The organism is Type-D symbiont of Plautia stali, assembly GCF_001485335.1.
Taxonomy (GTDB): Bacteria; Pseudomonadota; Gammaproteobacteria; order Enterobacterales; family Enterobacteriaceae; genus Pantoea; species Pantoea vagans_C.
Genome location: NZ_BBOC01000050.1, coordinates 20,358 through 41,178 on the forward strand (window position 1 = coordinate 20,358; position 20,821 = coordinate 41,178).

Below are 20,821 nucleotides of genomic sequence, written 5' to 3' on the forward strand. Positions count from 1 at the left end.
TGTTATGCGCCGAGGTTGGCTGGCAGTGGTGCTTTCAGCCACTCTTCCGACAGCTTGTTCAGGGTGCCATCTTTGATGCCCTGCTCAATCAACGCATTCACTTTGTCTTTCAGCGCCGGCTCGTCCTTCTTCAGGCCGATAAAGCACGGTGAATCTTTCAACATGAACTGTGGCACTGGCGCTTTTTCCGCGTTCTGGCGGGCAATCGCAGCAACCACCAGGTTGCCTGTGGCAACATATTGCACCTGTCCAGACAGGTAAGCCGACAGCGTGGTGTTGTTATCTTCATAACGTTTCACCTGCGCATCTTTCGGGGCAATATCGCTTAATACCATGTCTTCCACCGCACCGCGGGTGACGCCGATGGATTTGCCGCTCAATGCTGCGGCATCTTTCAGTGGTTCACCTTTCGGCCCGAACACGCCGAGGAAGAACGGTGCGTAAGCACGGCTGAAATCGATCACTTTCTCGCGCTCGGCGTTTTTACCCATGCTCGAAATCACCAGATCGACTTTATCGGTTTGCAGATAAGGCACACGGTTGGCACTGGATACGGGAACCAGCTGCAACTTCAGTTTCATCTGCTTCGCGAGGTATTTGGCCATATCGATGTCGTAGCCTTGTGGCTGCAAATCGGTACCTACTGAACCAAACGGCGGGAAGTCCTGAGGCACCGCAACGCGGATCACGCCACGCTTTTGGATATCCTGCAGCTGATCGGCCATGGCGCTGCCAACCTGAGCCATCAACAATGCTGCGCCTGCCACTGCCAGTAAAACTTTCTTCATTATGCACCCCGGTGAGTTTTCGTGAAACAAAAGATTCTTTATAAATCGATTTGCAACTAATGTGCCAACCAAACGCAAGGGAAGTGAAAGTCAGAAAAATCGAATGAATGCTGAGTTTTAGGCAAAAAAAACGGGCTTAGCGCCCGCAATTTTTTACGATCAAAAAAGGTGCAAAGCACCAAATTGGTGCCCCTTATCGGTGTTCTAACTCATCAAGGTGTTGATAAAGATCGGCTATCTGATGGATACGCTGGCGGCCCTGCGACAACATTTCATGCAGTAACGCATTGGCCAGCAGATTGATCAGACTCATTGCAGAGGCATAGCTATCAAAGGCGGAGACGCTATCCAGTGGCGCGCATAATTGCCAGGACGCCAGCGTGATGATGCCCTGCGCCTGCGGCTCACACAGCGCCAGCACAGGAATGTTGCTCTGCTGCAGTTGCTGCATCAGCGGGCGAATAATGCGTGGTCGACGACGAAACGCCATCACCACCACCATGTCCTCTGGCGTGATATCCACCAGCTCTTCGCCCAGCGTCTGACCAGGCTGCGGCAACACGTGCACCTGCGGGCGCGCCTGCATCAGCTGCTGACGCAAGTGCAAGGCCACCGGATAGGCGTTACGCATACCGATGATAAACACCCGTTTTGCCGCCCCCAGCGCCTGAATCACCTCGCCAAATTGCTGGGGATCGATGCTGTTGACCCACTGCGTCAGGTTAGCCATCTCCTGCTTATAGTGACGTGACAACAGCGTGTTACCTTGCACCGCATCACGGTTATCGGTCAGTGGCATGCCGCTTTGGCGCAACACGCGTAACTCGTCGCGCATGTCCTTGTATTTCTCATAGCCCAAACGTTTGAACAGGCGGCTGACTGTGGCCTTAGATACCCCGCTAAGCCTTGCCAGCTCTGCGCTGTTGTAGCTAATCAGGTCATCAAAATGGTCAAACACAAAATCAGCAATGCGCTGCTCTTGCGGCGACAATTGCGGATAGTGACTGCGAAGGCGTTCATCAAGCTGTTTCATCATTGGTCCTGTAACTTTCGTTTCATCACAAGCTAGCATAAATCGATCCAGATTAGGTGTTCGTCTAAAACTGGAACAGCTCTTGCTTGAATCTTTTCACCAACGGGCTAAGTCGGCTGGTACGCATAAATGCGTACCCTACAAAAAAGACTGTGCAACCGTAGGGTCGCCATTTATGGCGACCGCTAACAATGCGCGCGCAAATACGCACCCTACAAAGCAATATTCGAGAAGAGTTGATTATGATACAGAGCAACATGGCCCCGCTTGGGATGGCCGTCACCCCACATCATCTCGCCAGTGAAAGCGCTCTCGCGGTGCTGCGCGAAGGCGGGAGCGCCATTGAAGCGATGGTCGCTGCCGCTGCGACTATCGCGGTGGTTTATCCGCACATGAACGGTTTAGGCGGCGATGGCTTTTGGCTGGTCGTTCCGCCAAATGGTGATCCGATAGCCATTGATGCCAGTGGTGCAGCAGGCGCGCTGGCGCATCTCGACTTCTATCATGGTGAAAGTCATATCCCACATCGCGGCCCGAAAGCGGCGTTAACCGTCGCGGGCACGGTCAGTGGCTGGCAGGAAGCGTTAACGCTGGCGGCTGAACTGGGTACCACTCCACTGCCGCTTTCACGTTTGCTGCGCGACGCCATCCGTTATGCCGCCGACGGTATTCCCGTCACCGCCTCACAAGCTGCCGCCACCGCTGCCAAGCAACATGAGTTGCTGCACCAGCCTGGTTTTGCTGCCACCTTCTTACCCGACGGCACCGTGCCCGCGGCAGGCAGTCGCTTCACCCAGCCTGCGCTGGCCAATACGCTCAGCCTCCTCAGTGAGCAGGGTTTAGAGAGTTTCTATCGCGGCGAACTGGCACATCATCTGGCGCGTGAAATGACCGCGCTTGGTATGCCCATCACGCTGGAAGATTTGCAAAAGCAGCAGGCGCGTCGCTGTACGCCACTGCATCTGGCACACAGCGAGGGTGATGTCTGGAATATGACGCCGCCCACGCAAGGACTGGTATCGCTGGCGATCCTGGGCATCACCGATCGCCTGAATATGGCAGAGGCGGATGAAGCCCAAACTGTGCATCGCATCGTTGAAGCCACCAAAAAAGCCTTTGCGCTGCGTGACAAACACATCACCGATCCCCGCCACATCGACTTCAATGTGCAGGATCTGCTGGATGCTGAACACCTCGCCTCACTGGCGGCACAGGTTGATGATCAACAAGCAGCACCCTGGGGCACCGGAAAAGGGCCTGGCGATACCGTGTGGATGGGCGTGATGGACAGCAGCGGTCTGGCGGTCTCCTTTATCCAGAGTATCTACCATGAATTTGGCAGCGGCGTAGTGCTACCCGGCACCGGCATCACCTGGCAGAACCGCGGTGCCGCATTCAGCCTGCAGCCAGGCCACATGCTGGCGCTGGCACCCGGCAAACAACCGTTCCACACCCTCAATCCCGCAGCCGCTCGTCTCAAAGATGGCCGCACCATGGTGTACGGATCGATGGGCGGCGATGGGCAGCCACAGACGCAGGCCGCCATCTTTACCCGTCATGTGATCCAGGGCCAGCCATTGCAGCAGGCCGTAAGTGCGCCGCGCTGGTTGCTGGGACGTACCTGGGGCCAGTCCTCTGACTCACTCAAACTGGAATCGCGCATCGCACCTGAAACGGTAGAGCAACTGCGTCAGCTCGGTCACGAAGTGGAGTTATTGCCCGACTTCAGCGAGGTGGTCGGCCATGCAGGGGCGATAGTCAGACACAATAACGGCATGCTGGAAGGTGCGTTCGATCCACGCAGCAACGGCAGCGCCGCCGGTTTCTAAGGAGATAACGATGAGTACACAACCGGACTGGGCCACCTATATCGCCCAAATGGAACAGATCCTGGCACTGGAGTTAGATGACGCACGCCGTGCCGAACTGCTCATCCAGTTTAACCGTATCGCGGCCATGGCCGAGCCATTGATGGCCTTCCCGCTTGATGATCGACTGGAAGTGGCAGGAGTATTCCATCCATGAAACTGGCCTCGCTATCGATCAAAGCCTTAAACCAGGCCCTGAATCAGGGTGAGATCTCCGCCCGTGAGGTGGCTGAACAAACGCTGAATGCCATTGAGCAGCATAATCCGGCGATCAACGCCTGGACCGAAGTCACCGGGCAGCGCATGCTGCGTGAAGCCGAACAGGTTGATGGGCAACGCCAACGCGGTGAAGTGTTACCGGCTCTGGCTGGCATTCCTTATGCGGTGAAAAACCTGTTTGATGTTGCCGGGCACAGCACCCTGGCCGGTGCCAGCCTGTTCAGTGAGCGCGCAGCGGCACGCGAAGATGCCTGGGCCGTCAGCAAGTTGCGTCAGTCTGGTGCCCTGCTCTCCGGCATGCTCAACATGGATGCCTACGCATACGGTTTTACCACTGAAAATACCCACTACGGTGCCACCCATAATCCCCGCGATCTGACTCGGATCGCTGGCGGATCTTCAGGTGGTTCTGCTGCAGCGGTGGCGGCGGGCTTAGTGCACTTCTCGCTGGGCACCGATACCAACGGTTCGATCCGTGTGCCTGCCTCGCTGTGTGGTATCTATGGCCTGAAGCCGACCTTTGGTCGTTTGTCACGAAGCGGCAGCCATCCGTTTGTTGCCAGTCTCGATCATATCGGTCCCTTTGCCCGCTCAGTCGAGGATCTGACCCTGGTGTATGACGCGCTGCAAGGTCGTGACCCTGCTGATGCCTTCCAGTCTGAACAGCCTTTGGCTCCGGCCAGTGATGGTTTAAGCAAAGGCGCTGAAGGCATACGCAGTGCGGTGCTGGGCGGTTTCTTCTCTACCTGGTGCAGCGATGAAGCACGTGCTGCCGTCACGGCGGTGGCGCAAGCGCTCAATGCCAGTGAAGAGGTGACCATGCCGAATGCGGAAATCGCCCGCTCAGCGGCCTTTATCATGACCGGTGTGGAAGGCGGAAATCACTATCTGCCGGCGCTGCGGAGGATGCCAGAGCAATTTGAACCTAACTCGCGCGAGCGCCTGCTGGCAGGTGCCATGTTGCCTTCCGCCTGGTATGTGCAGGCTCAGCGTTTCCGTCGCCACTTCCAGCAGCAAGTCTTACCGCTGTTTGAGCAGTTTGATGTGCTGATCGCACCTGCCACGCCCTGCACGGCCACCACTATCGGACAAGAAACCATCCATATAAACGGTCACGATTTGCCAACGCGCGCCAGCATGGGCATGTTAACCCAGCCAATTTCATTCCTCGGTCTGCCGGTGTGTACCGTTCCGTTGCAAACCGCCAGTGGATTGCCGATTGGCCTGCAGCTGATTGCGGCTCCGTTTAAAGAACACCTGGCGCTGCGCGCAGCCTGGGCACTCCAGCAGCAGGGGCTGACCCTGCCACAAACCACCTTAATGGACGCTTAACCATGAAAGCTGAACATATTGACCGTCCGGCCGTGCTCGCCGAAGTGACCGCCGCGTTTTACCGCTACGAAGAGGCGCTGGTGAGTAACAATGTTGAGGTGCTGGATGAGTTGTTCTGGCACGATGAGCGTACCGTACGCTTAGGTGCCGGTGAGAATCTTTATGGTATTGATGAGATTCGTGCGTTTCGCGCCGCACGCCCCTCTAAAGGTTTGGATCGCACCTTGCGTAACACCGTGATCACCACCTTTGGCGATGACTACGCGGTGTGCAGTACCGAATTCACCCGCGAGGGCGTGGAGAAGATTGGCCGCCAGCAGCAGACGTGGATCCGCATGCCTTATGGCTGGCGTATTGTGGCTGCGCAGGTGAGTTTGATGAGTTGATTGCAGGGTCAGCATGAATGCTGACCTGAAAGTCCTGGTGCGCGTTAGTGCGCACCCTACAAACCTATCTGATTACACGTTCGGGGCAGGATGCGTTTTCATCCAGTGCTCCGCAATCTGCTGGCGCGTACACACCCACACATTTTCATGCTGTTGGATGTGGTCGAGGAAGCGTTGCAGGGCACGGAATTTGCCCGGACGCCCCAACAAACGACAGTGCATGCCAATCGACATCATTTTCGGCGAAGTGTCACCCTCTTCATACAGCACATCAAAAGTGTCGCGCAGATAGACAAAGAATTGCTCCGCGGTATTGAAACCCTGCGGCGAGGCAAAGCGCATGTCATTACATTCCAGCGTGTAGGGAATGATCAGGTGCGGTTTGACGGTGCCATCCTGGCAGGTCACTTGCGTCCAGAACGGTAAATCGTCACCGTAGTAGTCGCTGTCATAACTAAAGCCGCCCTGCTCCACCACCAGACGGCGAGTGTTTGGACTGTCGCGCCCGGTATACCAGCCCGTAGGCGCTTTACCGAACAGATCGCGCAACACATCCACCGCCTGCTGCATGTGCTGGCGCTCGGTTTTGGCATCCATCCCCTGATAATGAATCCAGCGCCAGCCATGACTGACCACATCGTACTCGGCGGTTTTGATCGCCTCGACGATCTCGGGATGACGCGCCAGCGCCATCGCAACGCCAAATACCGTTAACGGCAGACCACGCTTTTGAAACTCATTATGAATGCGCCAGAAACCGGCACGTGAACCGTACTCGTACAGTGAATCCATTGACATGTGGCGATCGGCATAGCTGGCTGCACCGATAATGTCCGAAAGGAACTGCTCCGAACCGGCATCGCCGTGCAGCACGTTATTTTCCGCACCCTCTTCGTAATTGAGGACAAACTGCACCGCCACCTTGGCCTTGCCTGGCCACTGCGCATGCGGAGGGTTGTTCGCATAACCAATCAGGTCACGCGGATAGTTTTTGTTGAAGCTGTACTCTTTCTTTTCAGATACATCACTCATTCTGCAAATTCCTTAGTCAGTCCTCAACCAGCCCTTAGTTTAGGTGCTGAAATGCACCGCTGAGCGGTTTTTCAATCGGGTAATCCAAATCACCGTGTTTGCTGGTGCCGAAGCCCAGTGCCACCAGCGACTCCACCATTTTTACCGCGGCACTGACGCCATCAATGACCGGCATACCTAACTCTTTAGTGAGCTCCTGCGCCAGTGACGCCATGCCCCCGCAGCCCAATACAATCGCGCCACTGCCGTCTTCGCGTTTCGCCTGAATGCAGCGCTGGCGTACCTTCTCTTGCGCCACACCGCTGCCGTCTTCCAGGGCCAGTACCGGCAAATCAATCGCGTGTAATGCCGCACAGTGATGGGTAAAACCATACTGCTGTAATAAATGACGCGCGATCACCAAAGTACGGGGCAGCGTGGTGACAATGGAAAAACGCGTTGCCACCAAGGTAGCGGTATGCATTGCGGCTTCCGCAATCCCGATCACCGGACCGCTGGCAAGTTCACGCGCCGCCAGCAATCCCGGATCGCCGAAACAAGCAATCACATGGCCGCTCACGCCCTGTGCTTTACCGAGCCTGACCTGTTCCAGTACGCCCACCGCGGCAATCGCTTCATCAAAGTGGCCTTCAATGGACGGTACGCCTTGGCTTGGGCACACCGCCAAAATTTCCGTGCCCGGTGCGGCCACCGCACGCGCCGCGGCGCCGATGGTTTCTGTCATTGCCTGGCTGGTATTGGGGTTGATCACCTGAATCACTGTCATGATGCGGCTCCTTTGTGACCGGAAAATAACCGGGTGAAATCAGGCAGCGTTTCGCCACTGCGCTCAAAGTGCAGGCTGGAAACAATGTGTTCAAAATGATGCTGTAAGGCCTCTGTAAGCGCCTGCAAATCTTTCTTTCGCAGCAATTCCACCAGTCGATCGTGATGATCGCAGCGACAACCTCGCTGCCAGGGCGCGCCATAGGCGGCAATCACCAGTGAAGAACGCTGCGTCAGGCGCGTCACCATGTCAGTGAGTACCTGATTGCCGGAAATCGCCTGCAGCTGAATATGAAAAGCGGCAGATAAACGAATGGCAGCAGCACCATCGTGCTGTTCATGCGCCTGCTGCTCTTCCTCAATCAAGCTGTTGAGCGCAGCAAGGTGCGGAGGCTGCACATGCGCCAGTACCGCCGGTAAATTTGCACACTCCAGCAGGCTGCGCGTGGCGAAGATGTCGCGCGCCTCCTCCACACCGGGCGTGGCGACCTGTGCACCACGCCTGGGCGAAAGCGTGATCATTTGCACCGCCGCGAGGCGTTGTAACACTTTACGGATACCGGTGCGGCTCACACCAAACACTTCAGAAAGTGCCTCTTCCGGCAATTTACTGCCCGGCGGCAGTTGATGTTCCACAATGGCGCTCAGCAACGCCTGATAGATGGGTTCGTCGCGATCATTCAGATCGGCAGCCGTTTTCTGGCCTGTTTCGCTCTTCATTACCTGCTCCGGCAAGTGACTGTGCATAGCACATCGTATACGTGAAATTAATTTTTTGTATACAAGAAATCAATTCTGGCCTGGATCCTGCAATACCGTTTCACGCAGTGATTATTCTTCCCATGTTGTTAGAGGAGCAGGTTTCATGCCAAATCAGTCTGAAGTGACCTCTGGGGTCAACGCCCATTACAGTCCACGTCTGTGCAATGAGGATCTGGCGCCCACCCGCGACCAGAACTGGTCGTGGTACAACATCTTTTCTTTCTGGATGTCCGATGTGCATAGCATGGGCGGTTATGTGGTGGCTGCCAGCTTCTTTACTCTGGGCCTGGCCAGTTGGCAGGTGCTGTTGTGCCTGCTGGTTGGCATTTGTATTGTGCAGTTGTGCGCGAATCTGGTGGCAAAACCCAGCCAGATGGCAGGTGTGCCTTACGCGGTGATTTCGCGTCAGGCGTTTGGTGTGTTTGGAGCCAATATCCCGGCGGTGATTCGCGGCTTGATCGCCTTCGCCTGGTACGGGATTCAGACCTATCTGGCGGCCAATGCGCTGATGCTGGTGCTGCTGAAGTTCTTCCCTTCCCTGAGCAGCATGACGCAAAGCAGCTGGCTCGGTTTGTCACAACTCGGCTGGTGCTGTTTCGCTGTGATGTGGTTCCTGCAGGCTATGGTGTTCTGGCATGGCATGAGCGCGATTAAACGCTTTATTGATGTGGCGGGTCCGGCCGTGTACGTGGTGATGGTGGCATTAGCCGGTTGGATTGTATACAAAACCGGTTTTGACGGTATCTCCTTCACGTTGGCCAGCAAGCAACTGAGTACCGGTGAGCAAACCTGGCAGATGATCACCGCCACCGCGCTGGTGGTCTCGTACTTCTCGGGTCCGTTGCTCAACTTTGGTGACTTCTCCCGCTACGGTAAAAGCATGGGCGAGATCCGCCGGGGTAACCGCTGGGGCCTGCCGTTCAACTTCCTGCTGTTCTCGATTGTGACGGTGGTGATCGTCTCGGGTACGCAGTCCCTGTTTGGCCGCATGATTACCGATCCGATTGAGACGGTAAGTATGGTCGGTAACGATGTTGCGGTGGCGATTGGTTTGCTGACGATGATTATTGCGACCATCGGCATCAATATCGTGGCGAACTTTGTGTCACCGGCATTTGACTTCTCGAACTGTTCACCACAGAAGATTAGCTTCCGCACCGGTGGCATGATTGCTGCGGTGGGCTCTGTGCTGTTGACCCCGTGGAACCTGTTCCAGTCACCTGAATTGATTCACTACACGCTGGATGTACTGGGCTCATTCATCGGCCCATTGTTTGGCATCCTGATTGCGGATTTTTACCTGATTAAACGCAGCAAGGTGTATGTAGATGATCTGTTCGATGACACGCCTAAAGGTCGTTACTGGTATCGCGGTGGCTTTAACCCGAAAGCGATTGCAGCTTTGTTGCCGTCAGTGGGTATCTGTCTGGTGATCAGCTTTATCCCTTCGCTTCATGCAGTGGCGAATTTTAGCTGGTTTATCGGCGTGGCACTGGGTGCGGGCTGTTATCGTTATCTGGCGCGTGCCGATCGTGAAGTCTCAGTGGCGGCCTATCGTCAGGAAGTGGCGGTGCAGAAAGATTGATAAGGTGGTCGCCATGAATGGCGACCCTACGTCCCCAAGAGACGTCAGGTGTTTCGAACGGGTTGAGAAAAGCAAAAAGCCGATGCATTTCTGCATCGGCTTCTTTAATGATTGGCGGAACGGACGGGGCTCGAACCCGCGACCCCCTGCGTGACAGGCAGGTATTCTAACCAACTGAACTACCGCTCCGCGCTTTGTTCCCCGTCGAGAACGAGGCGGATATTAATGGTCGCCTCATCACCCGTCAACGATTTTTCTGCCAGAAAAGTTCGTTTGTTGTTTTTTTCATCTTAACGCCGCTTTTCCACGCAAAATCATCTGCTTCAGGCACGCCACAGGCAGCTTCCGCCCTTTTTCAGTACTAAGTCGAGGCGACTCTCGTGCGCGACAATTTCTTCATCGCTCGCACTCACCACACGTAAGCCCGAACTGGGGCGCGCAATCCGTTGAATATTGTCACCTGAGCTTTGACTGCTTTGCTCCCCTTCGACGGAAAATGCCAGCGACGTTTGCCCACCGGTCATCATCAGGAACACTTCAGCCAAAATCTCGGCATCGAGTAATGCGCCGTGCAGCGTACGCTTGCTGTTGTCGATTTCGTAGCGATTACACAACGCATCAAGACTGTTACGCTTGCCCGGGTACATCTTACGTGCCATCGCCAGACTATCGGTGACCTGACAGAAGGTATCCGTTTTACCGATACCCCGGTTCAGCATGCCAAATTCGTAATCCATAAAGCCGATATCGAACGAGGCGTTGTGGATCACCAGTTCCGCCCCCTGGATATACGCCAGGAACTCATCGGCAATGTCGGCGAACATCGGTTTATCCGCGAGAAATTCATCCGCAATACCATGTACACCAAACGCTTCCGGATCCACCAGCCGATCGGGCTTGAGATACATGTGGAAGTTGTTACCGGTCAGGCGGCGGTTGATCACTTCAACGGCACCGATTTCGATGATGCGATGCCCCTCATAGTGCACACCGATCATGTTCATGCCGGTGGTTTCTGTATCGAGGACGATCTGGCGGTTATTTGCAGTGCTCATAGGACTCGTTTTATGTCAGACTTGGCGTTTTGTCAGAAGGAAGTCTACCAGAGATGCGCAAACAGGTAGAAATATTCACCGATGGATCCTGCCTCGGCAATCCGGGCCCTGGCGGCTTCGGCGCGATTTTACGTTATGGTGCCCATGAAAAAGAGTTCAGCACCGGTTATCGTCTCACCACCAACAACCGCATGGAAATGATGGCAGCGATTGTGGCTCTGGAAGCGCTGACCCAATCCTGTGAAGTGGTGCTCAGCACCGATAGTCAGTATGTGCGTCAGGGCATCACCAGTTGGATCCATAACTGGAAAAAACGTGGCTGGAAAACTGCCGATAAAAACCGGTTAAAAATGTCGATCTCTGGAAGCGGCTGGATTTGGCACTCAGTAACCATGAAATCAAATGGGAGTGGGTCAAAGGCCACGCGGGCCATCCTGAAAACGAACGCTGTGACGAATTAGCCCGCAAAGCAGCCGGTAATCCAACGCTGGATGACATCGGCTATCAGGTTGAATCCTGATCCTTCACTTCACGAAACTGGCGCGTGGCGTTGACCGTTTGTCGCAGTTGCGCTTTGTTCAGGCTTTTCTTCATTTTGGTGGGCGTTAACGGGAACGTCCTTTTACGCGCCACCACAATATTCAAACAGCCGAGCGCTGGCAGGTGCGCACTGATCACCTTACCTCCCTGATGATGCCACGGCACTACCTGAAAACGTGTGCGATACACCACTTCGTAGTTAAGTAAGCTCAGCCAGTCGAGCAGCCGCGTCTGGCTGAACATGCGTCCGCTCCAGGGCGCGCGCGAATGCAGGCCGGGTATGGCTTTGCTGACGCCCAGCAGACTGAACGGGTTGAAGCCGCTGATAATCATCCAACCGTCATCAATCAACACGCGATCCACCTCGCGCAAGACACGGTGGGGATCCTGGCTCCAGGCCAGCGTATGCGCCATTAAACAGGCATCAATCGATTTCGCTTCAAAGGGTAACTGTGTGGTGTTAGCAATAACCTGCAGGTCATCGCCCTCAATGCCCACATTCACCTGATGTGATATGGCACACTGGCTGGTATTGATTTCGGCGCTGAGGCTGCCAAGCTTAATCATATGAAAGCCATACACCTTTCCAAGATATGGCTGTAATTGCTGGCTGAGCGCATCGCGGAAGTAGTCTCCCCAAGGCATATCGCGCCAGGAGCGTGGTGCAGTCAGAACTTGGCGTGTTTTAGCTGGCTTCATGCTCTACCATCATCCTTTTTCTACGACCTGAGAGGTGTTTATGAATCTTACCAGTATTCCCGCATTGCAGGATAACTACATCTGGACACTGACGGACGATGACAAAAATTGTCTGATTGTCGATCCTGGCGAGGCCCAACCGGTACTGGACAAACTCAGGGTAAACCACTGGAATCCGGTGGCCGTTTTGCTCACCCACCACCATCACGACCATGTTGGCGGTGTCGCAGATTTATTGCAGCACTATCCCGATTTGGCGGTTTTCGGGCCAGAAGAAACCGCAGATAAAGGGGCAAAACAGATTGTCGCCGAAGGTGATGAATTTACGCTGCTGGGGCTAAATTTCCGTGTCATCGCAACACCCGGACACACTTTAGGACATATCTCATATTTCAGTTCACCTTATCTTTTTTGTGGTGACACGATGTTTTCAGGCGGCTGCGGGCGACTCTTTGAAGGCAGCGCTGAGCAAATGTTTGAGTCATTTCAGAAGCTTAATCATCTCCCCGCTGATACCCTGGTTTGCTGTGCACATGAGTACACTTTATCCAATATGAAGTTTGCTGCGGCTATTCTGCCTCATGACCCGAAAATTTTGGCAAGGTATCAGCAAATTAAGGACTTACGTGCAGAAAATCGCATTACTTTACCCACAAAACTGGCACTTGAGCGGGAAATAAATTTATTTTTGCGCACGCAAGATGCTGATTTGCAAAAGGCTTTAGGGACTAATGTGACATCCGCTCCCTTATGGCAAACATTTGCCGATCTACGCGAGAAGAAAGACCGTTTTTGATATTTCTGGTTGTGTTGTGTGGACCCCTAACGTATAGTTGCTCGTCTTTTAAGCGAACTATTGACACACACATGAAGGCTAAAGCGATATTACTCGCCTCGGTCTTGCTGGTAGGATGTCAGGCATCAAGGAATGACGCCAATATCCCCGTACAGCATGCACAGAGCCTGTCTTCAGCTGGTCAAGGTGAAAATGGAAAGTACGGAGATCGATTGTTGTCGCCGCGATGGCAGGATGATGGAACAAGCCTCGCAGAAGATACTGATCTCTGGAATCACATTAGTGACGAGTTGAAGATGGGGATTCCGGAAAACCCCCGGATCCGCGAACAAAAAACAAAGTTTTTAAGAAATAAGAGCTATCTCCACGATGTAACATTACGGGCAGAGCCGTACATGTACTGGATTGTCGAGCAGATACAGAAACGTAAAATGCCGATGGAACTGGTACTGCTACCCATAGTGGAGAGCGCTTTTGACCCACATGCAACATCTTCTGCGAATGCCGCTGGCATCTGGCAGATTGTTGCACAAACGGGCAAAAACTATGGTTTGAAACAGAACCAATGGTACGACGGACGCCGCGATGTGGTGGCCTCGACCAAAGTTGCGCTGGATATGATGCAGCGTCTGAACGGTATGTTTGACGGTGACTGGTTGTTAACAGTTGCTGCTTATAACAGCGGTGAAGGACGTGTGCTGAAAGCGATTAAACAGAATAAGGCGCGCGGCAAGCCGACTGACTTCTGGCACTTATCGCTCCCCCGCGAGACCACGGTCTATGTACCTAAAATGTTGGCCTTGAGTGAGATTCTCAAGAACAACAAGCGTTACGGTATCAAATTGCCGACCCCGAACGAGAGCCGAGCATTGGCGCGCGTGGAAGTGGGACAGCAAATTGAACTGACGCAGGCCGCCGATATGGCCGGATTGTCGCTCAGCAAGTTGAAGAGCTTCAACGCCGGATATAAAAACGGCACCACTGCGCCAAATGGACCGCACTACATTATGGTGCCGAAGTCCAACGTTGCTCAGCTTCGCAATTCACTGGCATCCGGTGATATTGCTTCCGTGCAGCCTACCGAGATGGCGAAAGTCAGCGCGGCAGGAAACAGCTACACGGTACGTAAAGGCGACACCTTGTCGGCAATTGCCAACAAGCTTGGCGTAAGCGTCAGTGCACTGAAACAGCAGAACAATCTGCGCAGCGCTTCAGTTCGTATCGGTCAGACTCTGACCGTAGGCGGCAAAGCAACGCAGTTGGCAGATAACGGCAACAGCATCACCTACCGTGTACGTAAGGGTGATTCTTTTGCCAGTATTGCAAAACGTCATGGCGTGAATACCCAAGACGTGATGCGCTGGAACAGTGACGCTAAAGACATTCAGCCGGGCGACAAGCTCACGCTGTTTGTTAAGAATAGCGCAACCCCTGATACTTAATGCGCCGAAAAGGCTGACTTTTGTCAGCCTTTTTCATTTTTATTCTCCTGCCATCCTCCCGCTTCCAGACCTGTTTTCACTGTGGCTTTAATCCCGATTAAAAACCTTTCAGCGTGACAGTGCTCAAATAACAGTCATGCAATTCTTGTATGGTAGAAAACATCCCTTATGGTTAAAAAATAGCGCAAGTAAAGTAACGTAAATGTTACATCCGCTTGCGCATTGTGCCGCTGAATGAAGTTTCCGTGCGGCTTAATTAACCACCAGTTGGAAAAGGGTTGATGATGAGTGATAGCCTGAATGAACAGTTAAGTGCCGACCAAAAAAAGTCCACCACCGCAACCAGACATTGCAACGGAAAAAACCGGTTGGTTGCCGCGAGCCCATCCTCTCTCATGGGCCATGCTAGTCATTACCACTCTGGCAATCCTGATGAACTCCATCGACCGCATCATCCTGCCGACGCTGCTACCCGCTATCATGAAGGACTTCAATCTGAGCGAGGTACAAGCTGGCTGGATAAACTCCTTGAGCTTCTTCGGTACCCTCTCAGGGGCTGTGCTCTTCGGTTTACTCTCTGACTACATCGGTAGCGGTTACCGTCGCTGCTACAGCTGGTGCCTTGCGGTGCTGGTTGAAATTGTTTCAGGTGTTGCGACTGCGTTTTGCAAGACGCTGGGCGCCTTTCAGGCACTTCGCGTGCTTATGGGCATGGGGACCGGTGGCTCAGAACCCATCAACGTCGCGTTACTGGGAGAGTGGTGGCAAAAAGAGAACCGCGGCTTTGCCATTGGCGTGCACCATACTGGCTTTCCGCTTGGGCAATTTCTCGGACCAGTCCTTATCGCCGCAATTTTGATGTTCGGCGACTGGCGCCACGCTTTTCTGTTCATTCCTCTCATTGGATTGGTGATAGTGGTACTGCAGCTGATCATCGGTACCAAAAAGAATCATCAGCGTGTGTTTAATTGGATCGATGAGAATAAGTTAACCCGCCCTATCGAGGCCAAACCGCAGAAATCCAGTTTAAAAAATTCTTTTAGCTGTCTGAAGAACCGTAACTGTCTGATGGCGATTGCCTTGGTGTTCGGTTTTATCTGGGCTGAGATGGGTATTGCTAACTTCTTAACCCTTCAGCTTACTCGTGAAGTGGGTCTGGACCTCTCCACCGCTGCCATTATCTCCGGTGCTTCTGGCATTACGGGCTGGATTGGGCAAATTGCCTGGGGCAGCTTCTCTGATAAACGAGGGCGCAAAACGTCACTGACCTTCATTATTGCTGGCTGGATTCTCGCTTGTACACTGTGCATTTTTATCCACTCAGCCACGCTGGCTTGGGCAATATTGATTTTCTGGGGACTCTTCCGCAATTCACCTTATCCGGTTGCCTATGCGCTGTTAATTGACTCATCGCCGCATGCTGCTGCTTCCAGTTTGGGCTTGATGATTGGTCTGGCAGTGGGCATCGCGGGCATATTAGTTGCGCCTGTGAGCGGCTGGATTATCCATACCTGGGGCTTCAGCGTTCACTATTTAGTGATTGTTGGCATGCTCCTGCTCTCCTGTATTCCGCTCGCTCTGATTAAAGAGACGGTAAACATTAAGAAGTGAGGATGAAATGACTGATCTCTGGACGCAATTACGCAGCAGTAAACTGATTGAGCTGAATCACTTACATCAGATAAGTATGCCGGTGTGGCCAACCCATCCTAAATTTACCGTAGCTGATAACGAGAGCTACCAAGGTGGTGACGGTAACTACAATTGTCAGTTGGTGATGGGAGACCATTGCGGTACCCATGTGGATTCTCCGTCGCATTTTATTGAAGGTGGCAAAACCATTGAGCAAATCGATGTGCGCCAGCTCATTGGCCGTGGTTTGTTGCTGGATATGCGTACTACTGCCCCCCCGCACCACATTTGGTGTTGAAGAGATACAGAGATGGGAGCAAGAGCATGGCGCGATCGAGGCTGATGATATTGTCGTATTTCGTACTGGCTGGCATGAAAAATGGGCGCTAAAACCCGATCACGATGCTTTTTTGCAGGACTGGCCCGGACTCTCAGCGGAAGGTGCAGCTTATCTGATTCGCAAAGGTGTACAGGTCTTTGGCACTGATGCACTCTCCTTAGATGCGTTCGGAAATGAGGGCAATCCCGTTCATCTCGAGGTGCTGGGCAACGATAAACTGATCATTGAGAACCTGACCAATCTGCAATTATTGCCGCCTCGTTTTACCTTTATCGCTTTACCGCTGCGCATTGAACAGGGTTCCGCATCGCCAGTTAGGGCCATTGCGCTTATAACAGATTAGCGAGCAAAGGATCCGGGAGTAAATTCGACCAGTAAAGGATTGTGGTCCGAGGCCCGTGTCACCAGTACCGAGGCTTCACTGACTTTCATATCTCGGTAGAAGACAAAATCTAACGGACGGCCAAACGCTTTACGGCGATGGTCGTCCGTGAAGTTCACTTCATGCAATGTCATCTCTTCAGCGAAGCGATAAAGCGCATTCATACGCTGGCGGCTCCACGCGTTAAAATCACCAGCCATGATGACCGGCCCACGATGATGCTGGATCTGTTCGCCGATGGGTCCGAGCTGTTTGCTGTAAACATCCACGCCAAGGCTAAAATTCACCGCATGAATGTTCACCACCATCAGCATTTCCCCGGTCGGTAATGGATATGCGGTAACTAACGCCGATTTTGCCAAACGCAGTAAAGGTTCGCGCTCACGCAGTGGACAGCAATACACAGGGTGCGCAGAAGCCAGCGTCATGACGCCAGAGGGATGTTGGGGTAAGACGAAGGCGGGGACCTGATCGGCCGCCAGATAATTACTGGTGGCGAATTTGACCAATTCAGGCGTCGTTTGCGCTTCTTGCAGTAAGACCAGGTGTGCATCTTTACCAAAACCTTGCAGCACTGACATCCAGTCTGCCCGCTGCTGCTTAAAGATGTTCCACACTAAAACTCGCAACGCCGGATCCGCAGGTAATGGCGCACCGGGCGGCAGTGCCTGCCCCAGATGCAGCATCGCCCCTGGCGGAAATATCCGCTCAGCAGGCTGACCCGCCACGTAACGCATTGCATATGTTTTCTTTCGCACTTTCCCGCCTGGCTGATTGACGACTACGACTTCACCTGACAGTTATAGGGACTTTGGCGCGGGGTTTCAATTGGTGTTGTTAATTGTCGCAATGCGTTTCACAGCATGGAAAGACCACAACCCGCCAGATAGCGGGTTGTGGTACGTATTAATGCGTGGCTAATTCCATCCGAGGTTTATCGAGTTGGCCGCTCAGTCGAACCAGCAGCAGCGCTGCAAACACGATGACCGCGCCAACCCAGGGCGTCTGTGCCAAACCATAATGCTCAACGATATGACCTCCCACTAAAGACCCCAGCGCGATACCGATGTTAAAGGCTGCGATATTCAGCCCTGAAGCCACATCCACCGCGCCAGGTGCATAGTGCTCCGCCTTTTGCACCACGTACACTTGCAGACCCGGTACGTTGGCAAAGGCAAAAATCCCCATTACCAAAACCGTTGCCAGCGCCAGATAGTGCATGCTCGCCGTGAACTGGAACACCAGCAGCAACGCCGCAAGTGCAGTAAAAATCAGCGTCAAGGCATGTACTGCCCCACGGCAGTCGGCCAGCTTGCCGCCCCAGATATTGCCGATAGCCACTGAAATCCCATATCCCAACAAAATCATACTTACCGCTGAAGGAGAGAATCCAGCCAATGACTGCATCATGGGTGCCAGGAAAGTAAAAGCGGTAAACACACCGCCATAGCCCAGTGCCGTAATCGCGTAAATCAACAGCAGGCGAGGGTTCAGCATCACGCGTGCTTGTTGCGACAATGTGGTTACCGGAGGCTGGGCAATGTTACGCGGTATGAGCACCATGCTGCTGACCAAGGCGATCACGCCCAGTAGCGAAACCGCGAGGAAGCTTTCACGCCAGCCAAAATGCTGTCCAATTAACGTGCCTAATGGCACACCTGTCACCAGCGCCACGGTAAGACCACCAAACATAATCGCGATGGCGCTGGCCGCTTTCTCTTTGCTGACCAGGCTGGTCGCAATCGTCGAGCCTACAGAGAAGAAGACACCGTGGGCTAAACCCGTTAACAACCGAGCAATGATCAACGTCTCATAGTTTGGTGCCAGCCATGCGACCAGATTGCCTATCGTAAAGAGCGCCATCAGGCCCATCAGTAGTTGTTTACGCGGCAGTTTACCCGTTAAGGCCGTTAGCACCGGTGCCCCCACTGCCACACCGAGTGCATAGATAGAGACCAGCATTCCCGCTGAGGGCAGCGTAATGCTGAGTTGTTCAGCAATCGTCGGAATCAGTCCGACGATGACAAATTCAGTGGTTCCGATAGCGAAGGCGCTGATGGTCAGCGCCCAGAGTGCAAGTGGCATGATTGACTCCCAATAATGTTTTGATGGGCGCCATTATCGACTCGTGCTTTAATGACAAAAAGGTGCAAAGTAACAATAGACTTTTGCTGTGGAGAGCATAATGAAGGCATCGTCGGATGAACTTAAGGTGTTTATTGCCGTTGTCGAAAGTGGCAGTTTCAGCCGTGCTGCAGAGCAATTACAGATGGCGAATTCGGCAGTCAGTCGTACGGTAAAAAAGCTGGAGAGTAAACTGGGGGTTGCCTTGCTGACGCGCACAACACGTCAGCTGGCACTCACGCATGAAGGAGAACATTACTTCCGACGCGTACAAAAACTGATGCAGGAGATGTCGACAGCAGAAAATGAGTTAGTGGAACGCCAGCTGGCACCGCAAGGCGTCTTACGCATTGATGCTGCTACGCCAGTCATCCTGCATTTGATCCTTCCGATGATTAAGCCGTTTCGCGAACGCTATCCAGACGTCACGCTATCACTTATCTCCTCGGAGAGTTTTATCAATCTGATTGAGCGCAAAGTGGACGTGGCGATCCGCGCCGGTAATCTGACAGATTCAACGTTACGCGCGCGCTTGCTGTTTATCAGCTATCGCAAACTGGTCGCTACCCCGGCTTACTTAGCAAAATACGGGATCCCCCACTCCACCGCCGATCTGGCTCATCATGAATGTCTCGGGTTTGTCGAACCATTACGTTTGAACCGTTGGCCACTCTCAGACAACGGCCGTGATCTTTATGATATTGAGCCGGGAATGTCATCGAACAGCGGTGAAACAATCAAACAACTGTGTCTGGATGATCAGGGTATCGCTTGCCTGTCGGATTATATGGTAGACAGTGAAATTGCTGACGGGACATTTATAGAAGTGTTAGCGGAACGGCGAGTGCCAGTCGAGATGCCTTTTAATGCGGTCTACTACAGCGACCTGGGCGTCAGTCAGCGCGTGCGTGCATTTATCGACTTTCTTAGCGAGTGGGTCAAGCAACAGCCCTGGCGAATCCAGGGCTGAATGTTGAGGGAATCAATCCCAGTCTGGAGCCAGTCCCTCTGGGCTAACCAAACGCTGCTGGCGATCCAGTGCCGAAATGCGCGCCATATCATCAGCATCCAGAGACAAGTCAGACGATTTCATATTGCTGGCCAAATTTTCTCGCTTTGTTGAAGAAGGAATGACCGCATAGCCTGATTGCATCGCCCAGGCGAGCACAATCTGTGCCGGTGTAGCCTGATGCTTATTGGCAATGTCCTGGATAGTGGCATCCTTCAACGCTTCCCCGTATGCCAGCGTCATATAAGACGTGATATGCAATCCTTGCTGCTTCGCGAACGCAACCACTTCTCTGTTCTGTAAGAATGGATGCAGTTCAATCTGGTTGGTAGCGATGTTATCAATACCTACCGCTGCAATGGCTTCTTTCATCAGCGCAATCGGGAAGTTTGAAATGCCAATCTGGCGTGTCAAACCCGCTTCTTTAGCCGCCATCAATGCCTGCATGCTCTCTTTGACCGAGACTGCAGCGCCAGGCGAAGGCCAGTGAATCAGCGTAAGATCAACATAATCGGTTTGTAGATTAGCCAGGCTCTGCTGAAGACTGGGTATGAGTTTGTCTGCTGACAGATTTTCGATCCAAATCTTCGTCGTGATAAAGAGCTCAGCACGATCAATAGCGCTTTCTGCGATAGCCTGACCAACAGCAGCCTCATTTTCATAGATTTGAGCCGTGTCGATCGCACGATATCCCAGTTCCAACGCGGTCTTAACCGAATGGATTACTACATCATCTTGCAGGCGGAAGGTGCCTAAACCAAAGGCAGGAATAGTCATAATGTCCTCATCGTAGAATGTAATGTTTCGATGGGATGCATTGTGGCAGTTTTACTATTGCTGAAAAATCCGCTTATAAGCACAAGAATATTGCATTTCCGTCAACAATAGGGCGGGAATTTTGGACATGAAAAAGCCCTGACTTATTAAGTCAGGGCTTATCAATTAAGTGGCGGAACGGACGGGGCTCGAACCCGCGACCCCCTGCGTGACAGGCAGGTATTCTAACCAACTGAACTACCGCTCCACCGATTC

Annotated in this window: 21 protein-coding genes, 2 tRNA genes and 1 pseudogene; 12 read left to right on the plus strand and 12 right to left on the minus strand. The window is 53.3% G+C overall.

Annotated features, from left to right (window positions below; all coding sequences use genetic code 11):
• Positions 1–2 precede the first annotated feature (2 nt).
• Together PSSD_RS16085 and hpxU are read right to left on the minus strand one after the other, a co-directional pair.
• On the minus strand, positions 3–788 hold the full coding sequence (locus PSSD_RS16085; RefSeq protein ID WP_039333205.1) for a transporter substrate-binding domain-containing protein: 786 nt from the start codon (positions 786–788) through the stop codon (positions 3–5).
• 193 nt (positions 789–981) lie between these two features.
• A complete protein-coding gene (gene hpxU, locus PSSD_RS16090; RefSeq protein WP_039333206.1) occupies positions 982–1,821 on the minus strand; it encodes a MurR/RpiR family transcriptional regulator HpxU in 840 nt (279 codons plus the stop codon).
• Positions 1,822–2,063: 242 nt separating this feature from the next.
• On the opposite strand from hpxU, the gene PSSD_RS16095 reads away from it, so the two are divergent.
• Genes PSSD_RS16095 through hpxZ form a run of 4 tightly spaced genes read left to right on the plus strand, consistent with a single transcriptional unit; the run spans position 2,064 to position 5,626 of the window.
• On the plus strand, positions 2,064–3,650 hold the full coding sequence (locus PSSD_RS16095; RefSeq protein ID WP_058972929.1) for a gamma-glutamyltransferase family protein: 1,587 nt from the start codon (positions 2,064–2,066) through the stop codon (positions 3,648–3,650).
• 10 nt (positions 3,651–3,660) lie between these two features.
• Positions 3,661–3,846, plus strand: a complete 186-nt coding sequence (gene hpxX / locus PSSD_RS16100; protein WP_039333209.1) for an oxalurate catabolism protein HpxX — start codon at positions 3,661–3,663, stop codon at positions 3,844–3,846.
• The gene (locus tag PSSD_RS16105; RefSeq protein WP_058972919.1) at positions 3,843–5,240 is read left to right on the plus strand and encodes an AtzE family amidohydrolase; all 1,398 of its coding nucleotides are present in this window, start codon (positions 3,843–3,845) and stop codon (positions 5,238–5,240) included. Before hpxX ends, PSSD_RS16105 begins: the two co-directional genes overlap by 4 nt.
• A 2-nt stretch (positions 5,241–5,242) precedes the next feature.
• A complete protein-coding gene (hpxZ, locus tag PSSD_RS16110) occupies positions 5,243–5,626 on the plus strand; it encodes an oxalurate catabolism protein HpxZ (protein ID WP_039337061.1) in 384 nt (127 codons plus the stop codon).
• 72 nt (positions 5,627–5,698) lie between these two features.
• Here hpxZ and puuE read toward each other — a convergent pair whose 3' ends face one another.
• Genes puuE through PSSD_RS16125 form a run of 3 tightly spaced genes read right to left on the minus strand, consistent with a single transcriptional unit; the run spans position 5,699 to position 8,143 of the window.
• On the minus strand, positions 5,699–6,658 hold the full coding sequence (gene puuE, locus PSSD_RS16115) for an allantoinase PuuE (RefSeq protein WP_058972920.1): 960 nt from the start codon (positions 6,656–6,658) through the stop codon (positions 5,699–5,701).
• A gap of 34 nt (positions 6,659–6,692) precedes the next feature.
• Positions 6,693–7,424, minus strand: a complete 732-nt coding sequence (gene hpxA, locus PSSD_RS16120) for an allantoin racemase (RefSeq protein ID WP_039337057.1) — start codon at positions 7,422–7,424, stop codon at positions 6,693–6,695.
• Positions 7,421–8,143, minus strand: coding sequence for a GntR family transcriptional regulator (locus tag PSSD_RS16125; protein WP_058972921.1), 723 nt, complete (start codon positions 8,141–8,143; stop codon positions 7,421–7,423). Before PSSD_RS16125 ends, hpxA begins: the two co-directional genes overlap by 4 nt.
• A 145-nt stretch (positions 8,144–8,288) precedes the next feature.
• Between PSSD_RS16125 and PSSD_RS16130 the strand changes: the two genes are divergently transcribed.
• Positions 8,289–9,770, plus strand: a complete 1,482-nt coding sequence (locus PSSD_RS16130) for an NCS1 family nucleobase:cation symporter-1 (RefSeq protein ID WP_058972922.1) — start codon at positions 8,289–8,291, stop codon at positions 9,768–9,770.
• 112 nt (positions 9,771–9,882) lie between these two features.
• Here the strand turns inward: PSSD_RS16130 and PSSD_RS16135 are convergent.
• Together PSSD_RS16135 and dnaQ are read right to left on the minus strand one after the other, a co-directional pair.
• Positions 9,883–9,959: transfer RNA gene (locus PSSD_RS16135), tRNA-Asp, on the minus strand.
• 134 nt (positions 9,960–10,093) lie between these two features.
• Positions 10,094–10,825, minus strand: coding sequence for a DNA polymerase III subunit epsilon (gene dnaQ / locus PSSD_RS16140; RefSeq protein WP_039337052.1), 732 nt, complete (start codon positions 10,823–10,825; stop codon positions 10,094–10,096).
• 53 nt (positions 10,826–10,878) lie between these two features.
• Between dnaQ and rnhA the strand changes: the two are divergent.
• Positions 10,879–11,345, plus strand: a pseudogene (gene rnhA, locus PSSD_RS16145) (ribonuclease HI).
• On the opposite strand, the gene PSSD_RS16150 reads toward rnhA, so the two are convergent.
• Positions 11,330–12,064, minus strand: a complete 735-nt coding sequence (locus PSSD_RS16150) for a class I SAM-dependent methyltransferase (RefSeq protein ID WP_058972923.1) — start codon at positions 12,062–12,064, stop codon at positions 11,330–11,332. The pseudogene rnhA and the gene PSSD_RS16150 sit on opposite strands and share 16 nt — an antisense overlap.
• 40 nt (positions 12,065–12,104) lie before the next feature.
• Here PSSD_RS16150 and gloB point away from each other — a divergent pair, with 40 nt between their 5' ends.
• The 5 genes from gloB (at position 12,105) to PSSD_RS16170 (ending at position 16,617) form a co-directional block, all read left to right on the plus strand.
• Positions 12,105–12,860 carry a hydroxyacylglutathione hydrolase gene (gene gloB, locus PSSD_RS16155; RefSeq protein ID WP_058972924.1) on the plus strand — a complete coding sequence of 252 codons (756 nt, stop codon included), beginning with the start codon at positions 12,105–12,107 and terminating at the stop codon, positions 12,858–12,860.
• A 71-nt stretch (positions 12,861–12,931) separates the two neighbouring features.
• Complete coding sequence (gene mltD, locus PSSD_RS16160) at positions 12,932–14,302, plus strand: murein transglycosylase D (protein WP_058972925.1); 1,371 nt, start codon at positions 12,932–12,934, stop codon at positions 14,300–14,302.
• Between the two features lie 312 nt (positions 14,303–14,614).
• Complete coding sequence (locus PSSD_RS16165; protein WP_235589240.1) at positions 14,615–15,913, plus strand: MFS transporter; 1,299 nt, start codon at positions 14,615–14,617, stop codon at positions 15,911–15,913.
• 7 nt (positions 15,914–15,920) lie between these two features.
• The gene (locus tag PSSD_RS28375; RefSeq protein ID WP_268810640.1) at positions 15,921–16,232 is read left to right on the plus strand and encodes a cyclase family protein; all 312 of its coding nucleotides are present in this window, start codon (positions 15,921–15,923) and stop codon (positions 16,230–16,232) included.
• A complete protein-coding gene (locus PSSD_RS16170; RefSeq protein ID WP_268810641.1) occupies positions 16,144–16,617 on the plus strand; it encodes a cyclase family protein in 474 nt (157 codons plus the stop codon). Before PSSD_RS28375 ends, PSSD_RS16170 begins: the two co-directional genes overlap by 89 nt.
• Here the strand turns inward: PSSD_RS16170 and PSSD_RS16175 are convergent.
• Positions 16,614–17,414 (minus strand): endonuclease/exonuclease/phosphatase family protein, encoded by an 801-nt coding sequence (locus tag PSSD_RS16175; RefSeq protein WP_058972926.1) that lies wholly within the window; start codon positions 17,412–17,414, stop codon positions 16,614–16,616. The genes PSSD_RS16170 and PSSD_RS16175 overlap by 4 nt on opposite strands.
• Before the next feature lie 148 nt (positions 17,415–17,562).
• Complete coding sequence (locus PSSD_RS16180) at positions 17,563–18,741, minus strand: MFS transporter (protein ID WP_058972927.1); 1,179 nt, start codon at positions 18,739–18,741, stop codon at positions 17,563–17,565.
• A 100-nt stretch (positions 18,742–18,841) separates the two neighbouring features.
• Here PSSD_RS16180 and yafC point away from each other — a divergent pair, with 100 nt between their 5' ends.
• Positions 18,842–19,750: a DNA-binding transcriptional regulator YafC gene (gene yafC, locus PSSD_RS16185; RefSeq protein ID WP_039337039.1), complete on the plus strand. Its 909-nt coding sequence runs from the start codon at positions 18,842–18,844 to the stop codon at positions 19,748–19,750.
• 12 nt (positions 19,751–19,762) lie between these two features.
• Here the strand turns inward: yafC and dkgB are convergent, their stop codons facing one another.
• A complete protein-coding gene (gene dkgB, locus PSSD_RS16190) occupies positions 19,763–20,566 on the minus strand; it encodes a 2,5-didehydrogluconate reductase DkgB (protein ID WP_058972928.1) in 804 nt (267 codons plus the stop codon).
• 170 nt (positions 20,567–20,736) lie between these two features.
• Positions 20,737–20,813 (minus strand) — tRNA-Asp (locus tag PSSD_RS16195).
• Positions 20,814–20,821: the final 8 nt, after the last annotated feature.

Coding starts and splice junctions, on each gene's coding strand:
- hpxU (WP_039333206.1), bottom strand. CDS start 1,821: ATGAAACAGCTTGATGAACGCCTTCGCAGTCACTATCCGCAATTGTCG.
- hpxA (WP_039337057.1), bottom strand. CDS start 7,424: ATGACAGTGATTCAGGTGATCAACCCCAATACCAGCCAGGCAATGACA.
- PSSD_RS16095 (WP_058972929.1), top strand. CDS start 2,064: ATGATACAGAGCAACATGGCCCCGCTTGGGATGGCCGTCACCCCACAT.
- puuE (WP_058972920.1), bottom strand. CDS start 6,658: ATGAGTGATGTATCTGAAAAGAAAGAGTACAGCTTCAACAAAAACTAT.
- PSSD_RS16105 (WP_058972919.1), top strand. CDS start 3,843: ATGAAACTGGCCTCGCTATCGATCAAAGCCTTAAACCAGGCCCTGAAT.
- PSSD_RS16180 (WP_058972927.1), bottom strand. CDS start 18,741: ATGCCACTTGCACTCTGGGCGCTGACCATCAGCGCCTTCGCTATCGGA.
- yafC (WP_039337039.1), top strand. CDS start 18,842: ATGAAGGCATCGTCGGATGAACTTAAGGTGTTTATTGCCGTTGTCGAA.
- PSSD_RS28375 (WP_268810640.1), top strand. CDS start 15,921: ATGACTGATCTCTGGACGCAATTACGCAGCAGTAAACTGATTGAGCTG.
- gloB (WP_058972924.1), top strand. CDS start 12,105: ATGAATCTTACCAGTATTCCCGCATTGCAGGATAACTACATCTGGACA.
- mltD (WP_058972925.1), top strand. CDS start 12,932: ATGAAGGCTAAAGCGATATTACTCGCCTCGGTCTTGCTGGTAGGATGT.
- PSSD_RS16150 (WP_058972923.1), bottom strand. CDS start 12,064: ATGAAGCCAGCTAAAACACGCCAAGTTCTGACTGCACCACGCTCCTGG.
- PSSD_RS16130 (WP_058972922.1), top strand. CDS start 8,289: ATGCCAAATCAGTCTGAAGTGACCTCTGGGGTCAACGCCCATTACAGT.
- PSSD_RS16085 (WP_039333205.1), bottom strand. CDS start 788: ATGAAGAAAGTTTTACTGGCAGTGGCAGGCGCAGCATTGTTGATGGCT.
- dkgB (WP_058972928.1), bottom strand. CDS start 20,566: ATGACTATTCCTGCCTTTGGTTTAGGCACCTTCCGCCTGCAAGATGAT.
- hpxZ (WP_039337061.1), top strand. CDS start 5,243: ATGAAAGCTGAACATATTGACCGTCCGGCCGTGCTCGCCGAAGTGACC.
- PSSD_RS16125 (WP_058972921.1), bottom strand. CDS start 8,143: ATGAAGAGCGAAACAGGCCAGAAAACGGCTGCCGATCTGAATGATCGC.
- hpxX (WP_039333209.1), top strand. CDS start 3,661: ATGAGTACACAACCGGACTGGGCCACCTATATCGCCCAAATGGAACAG.
- dnaQ (WP_039337052.1), bottom strand. CDS start 10,825: ATGAGCACTGCAAATAACCGCCAGATCGTCCTCGATACAGAAACCACC.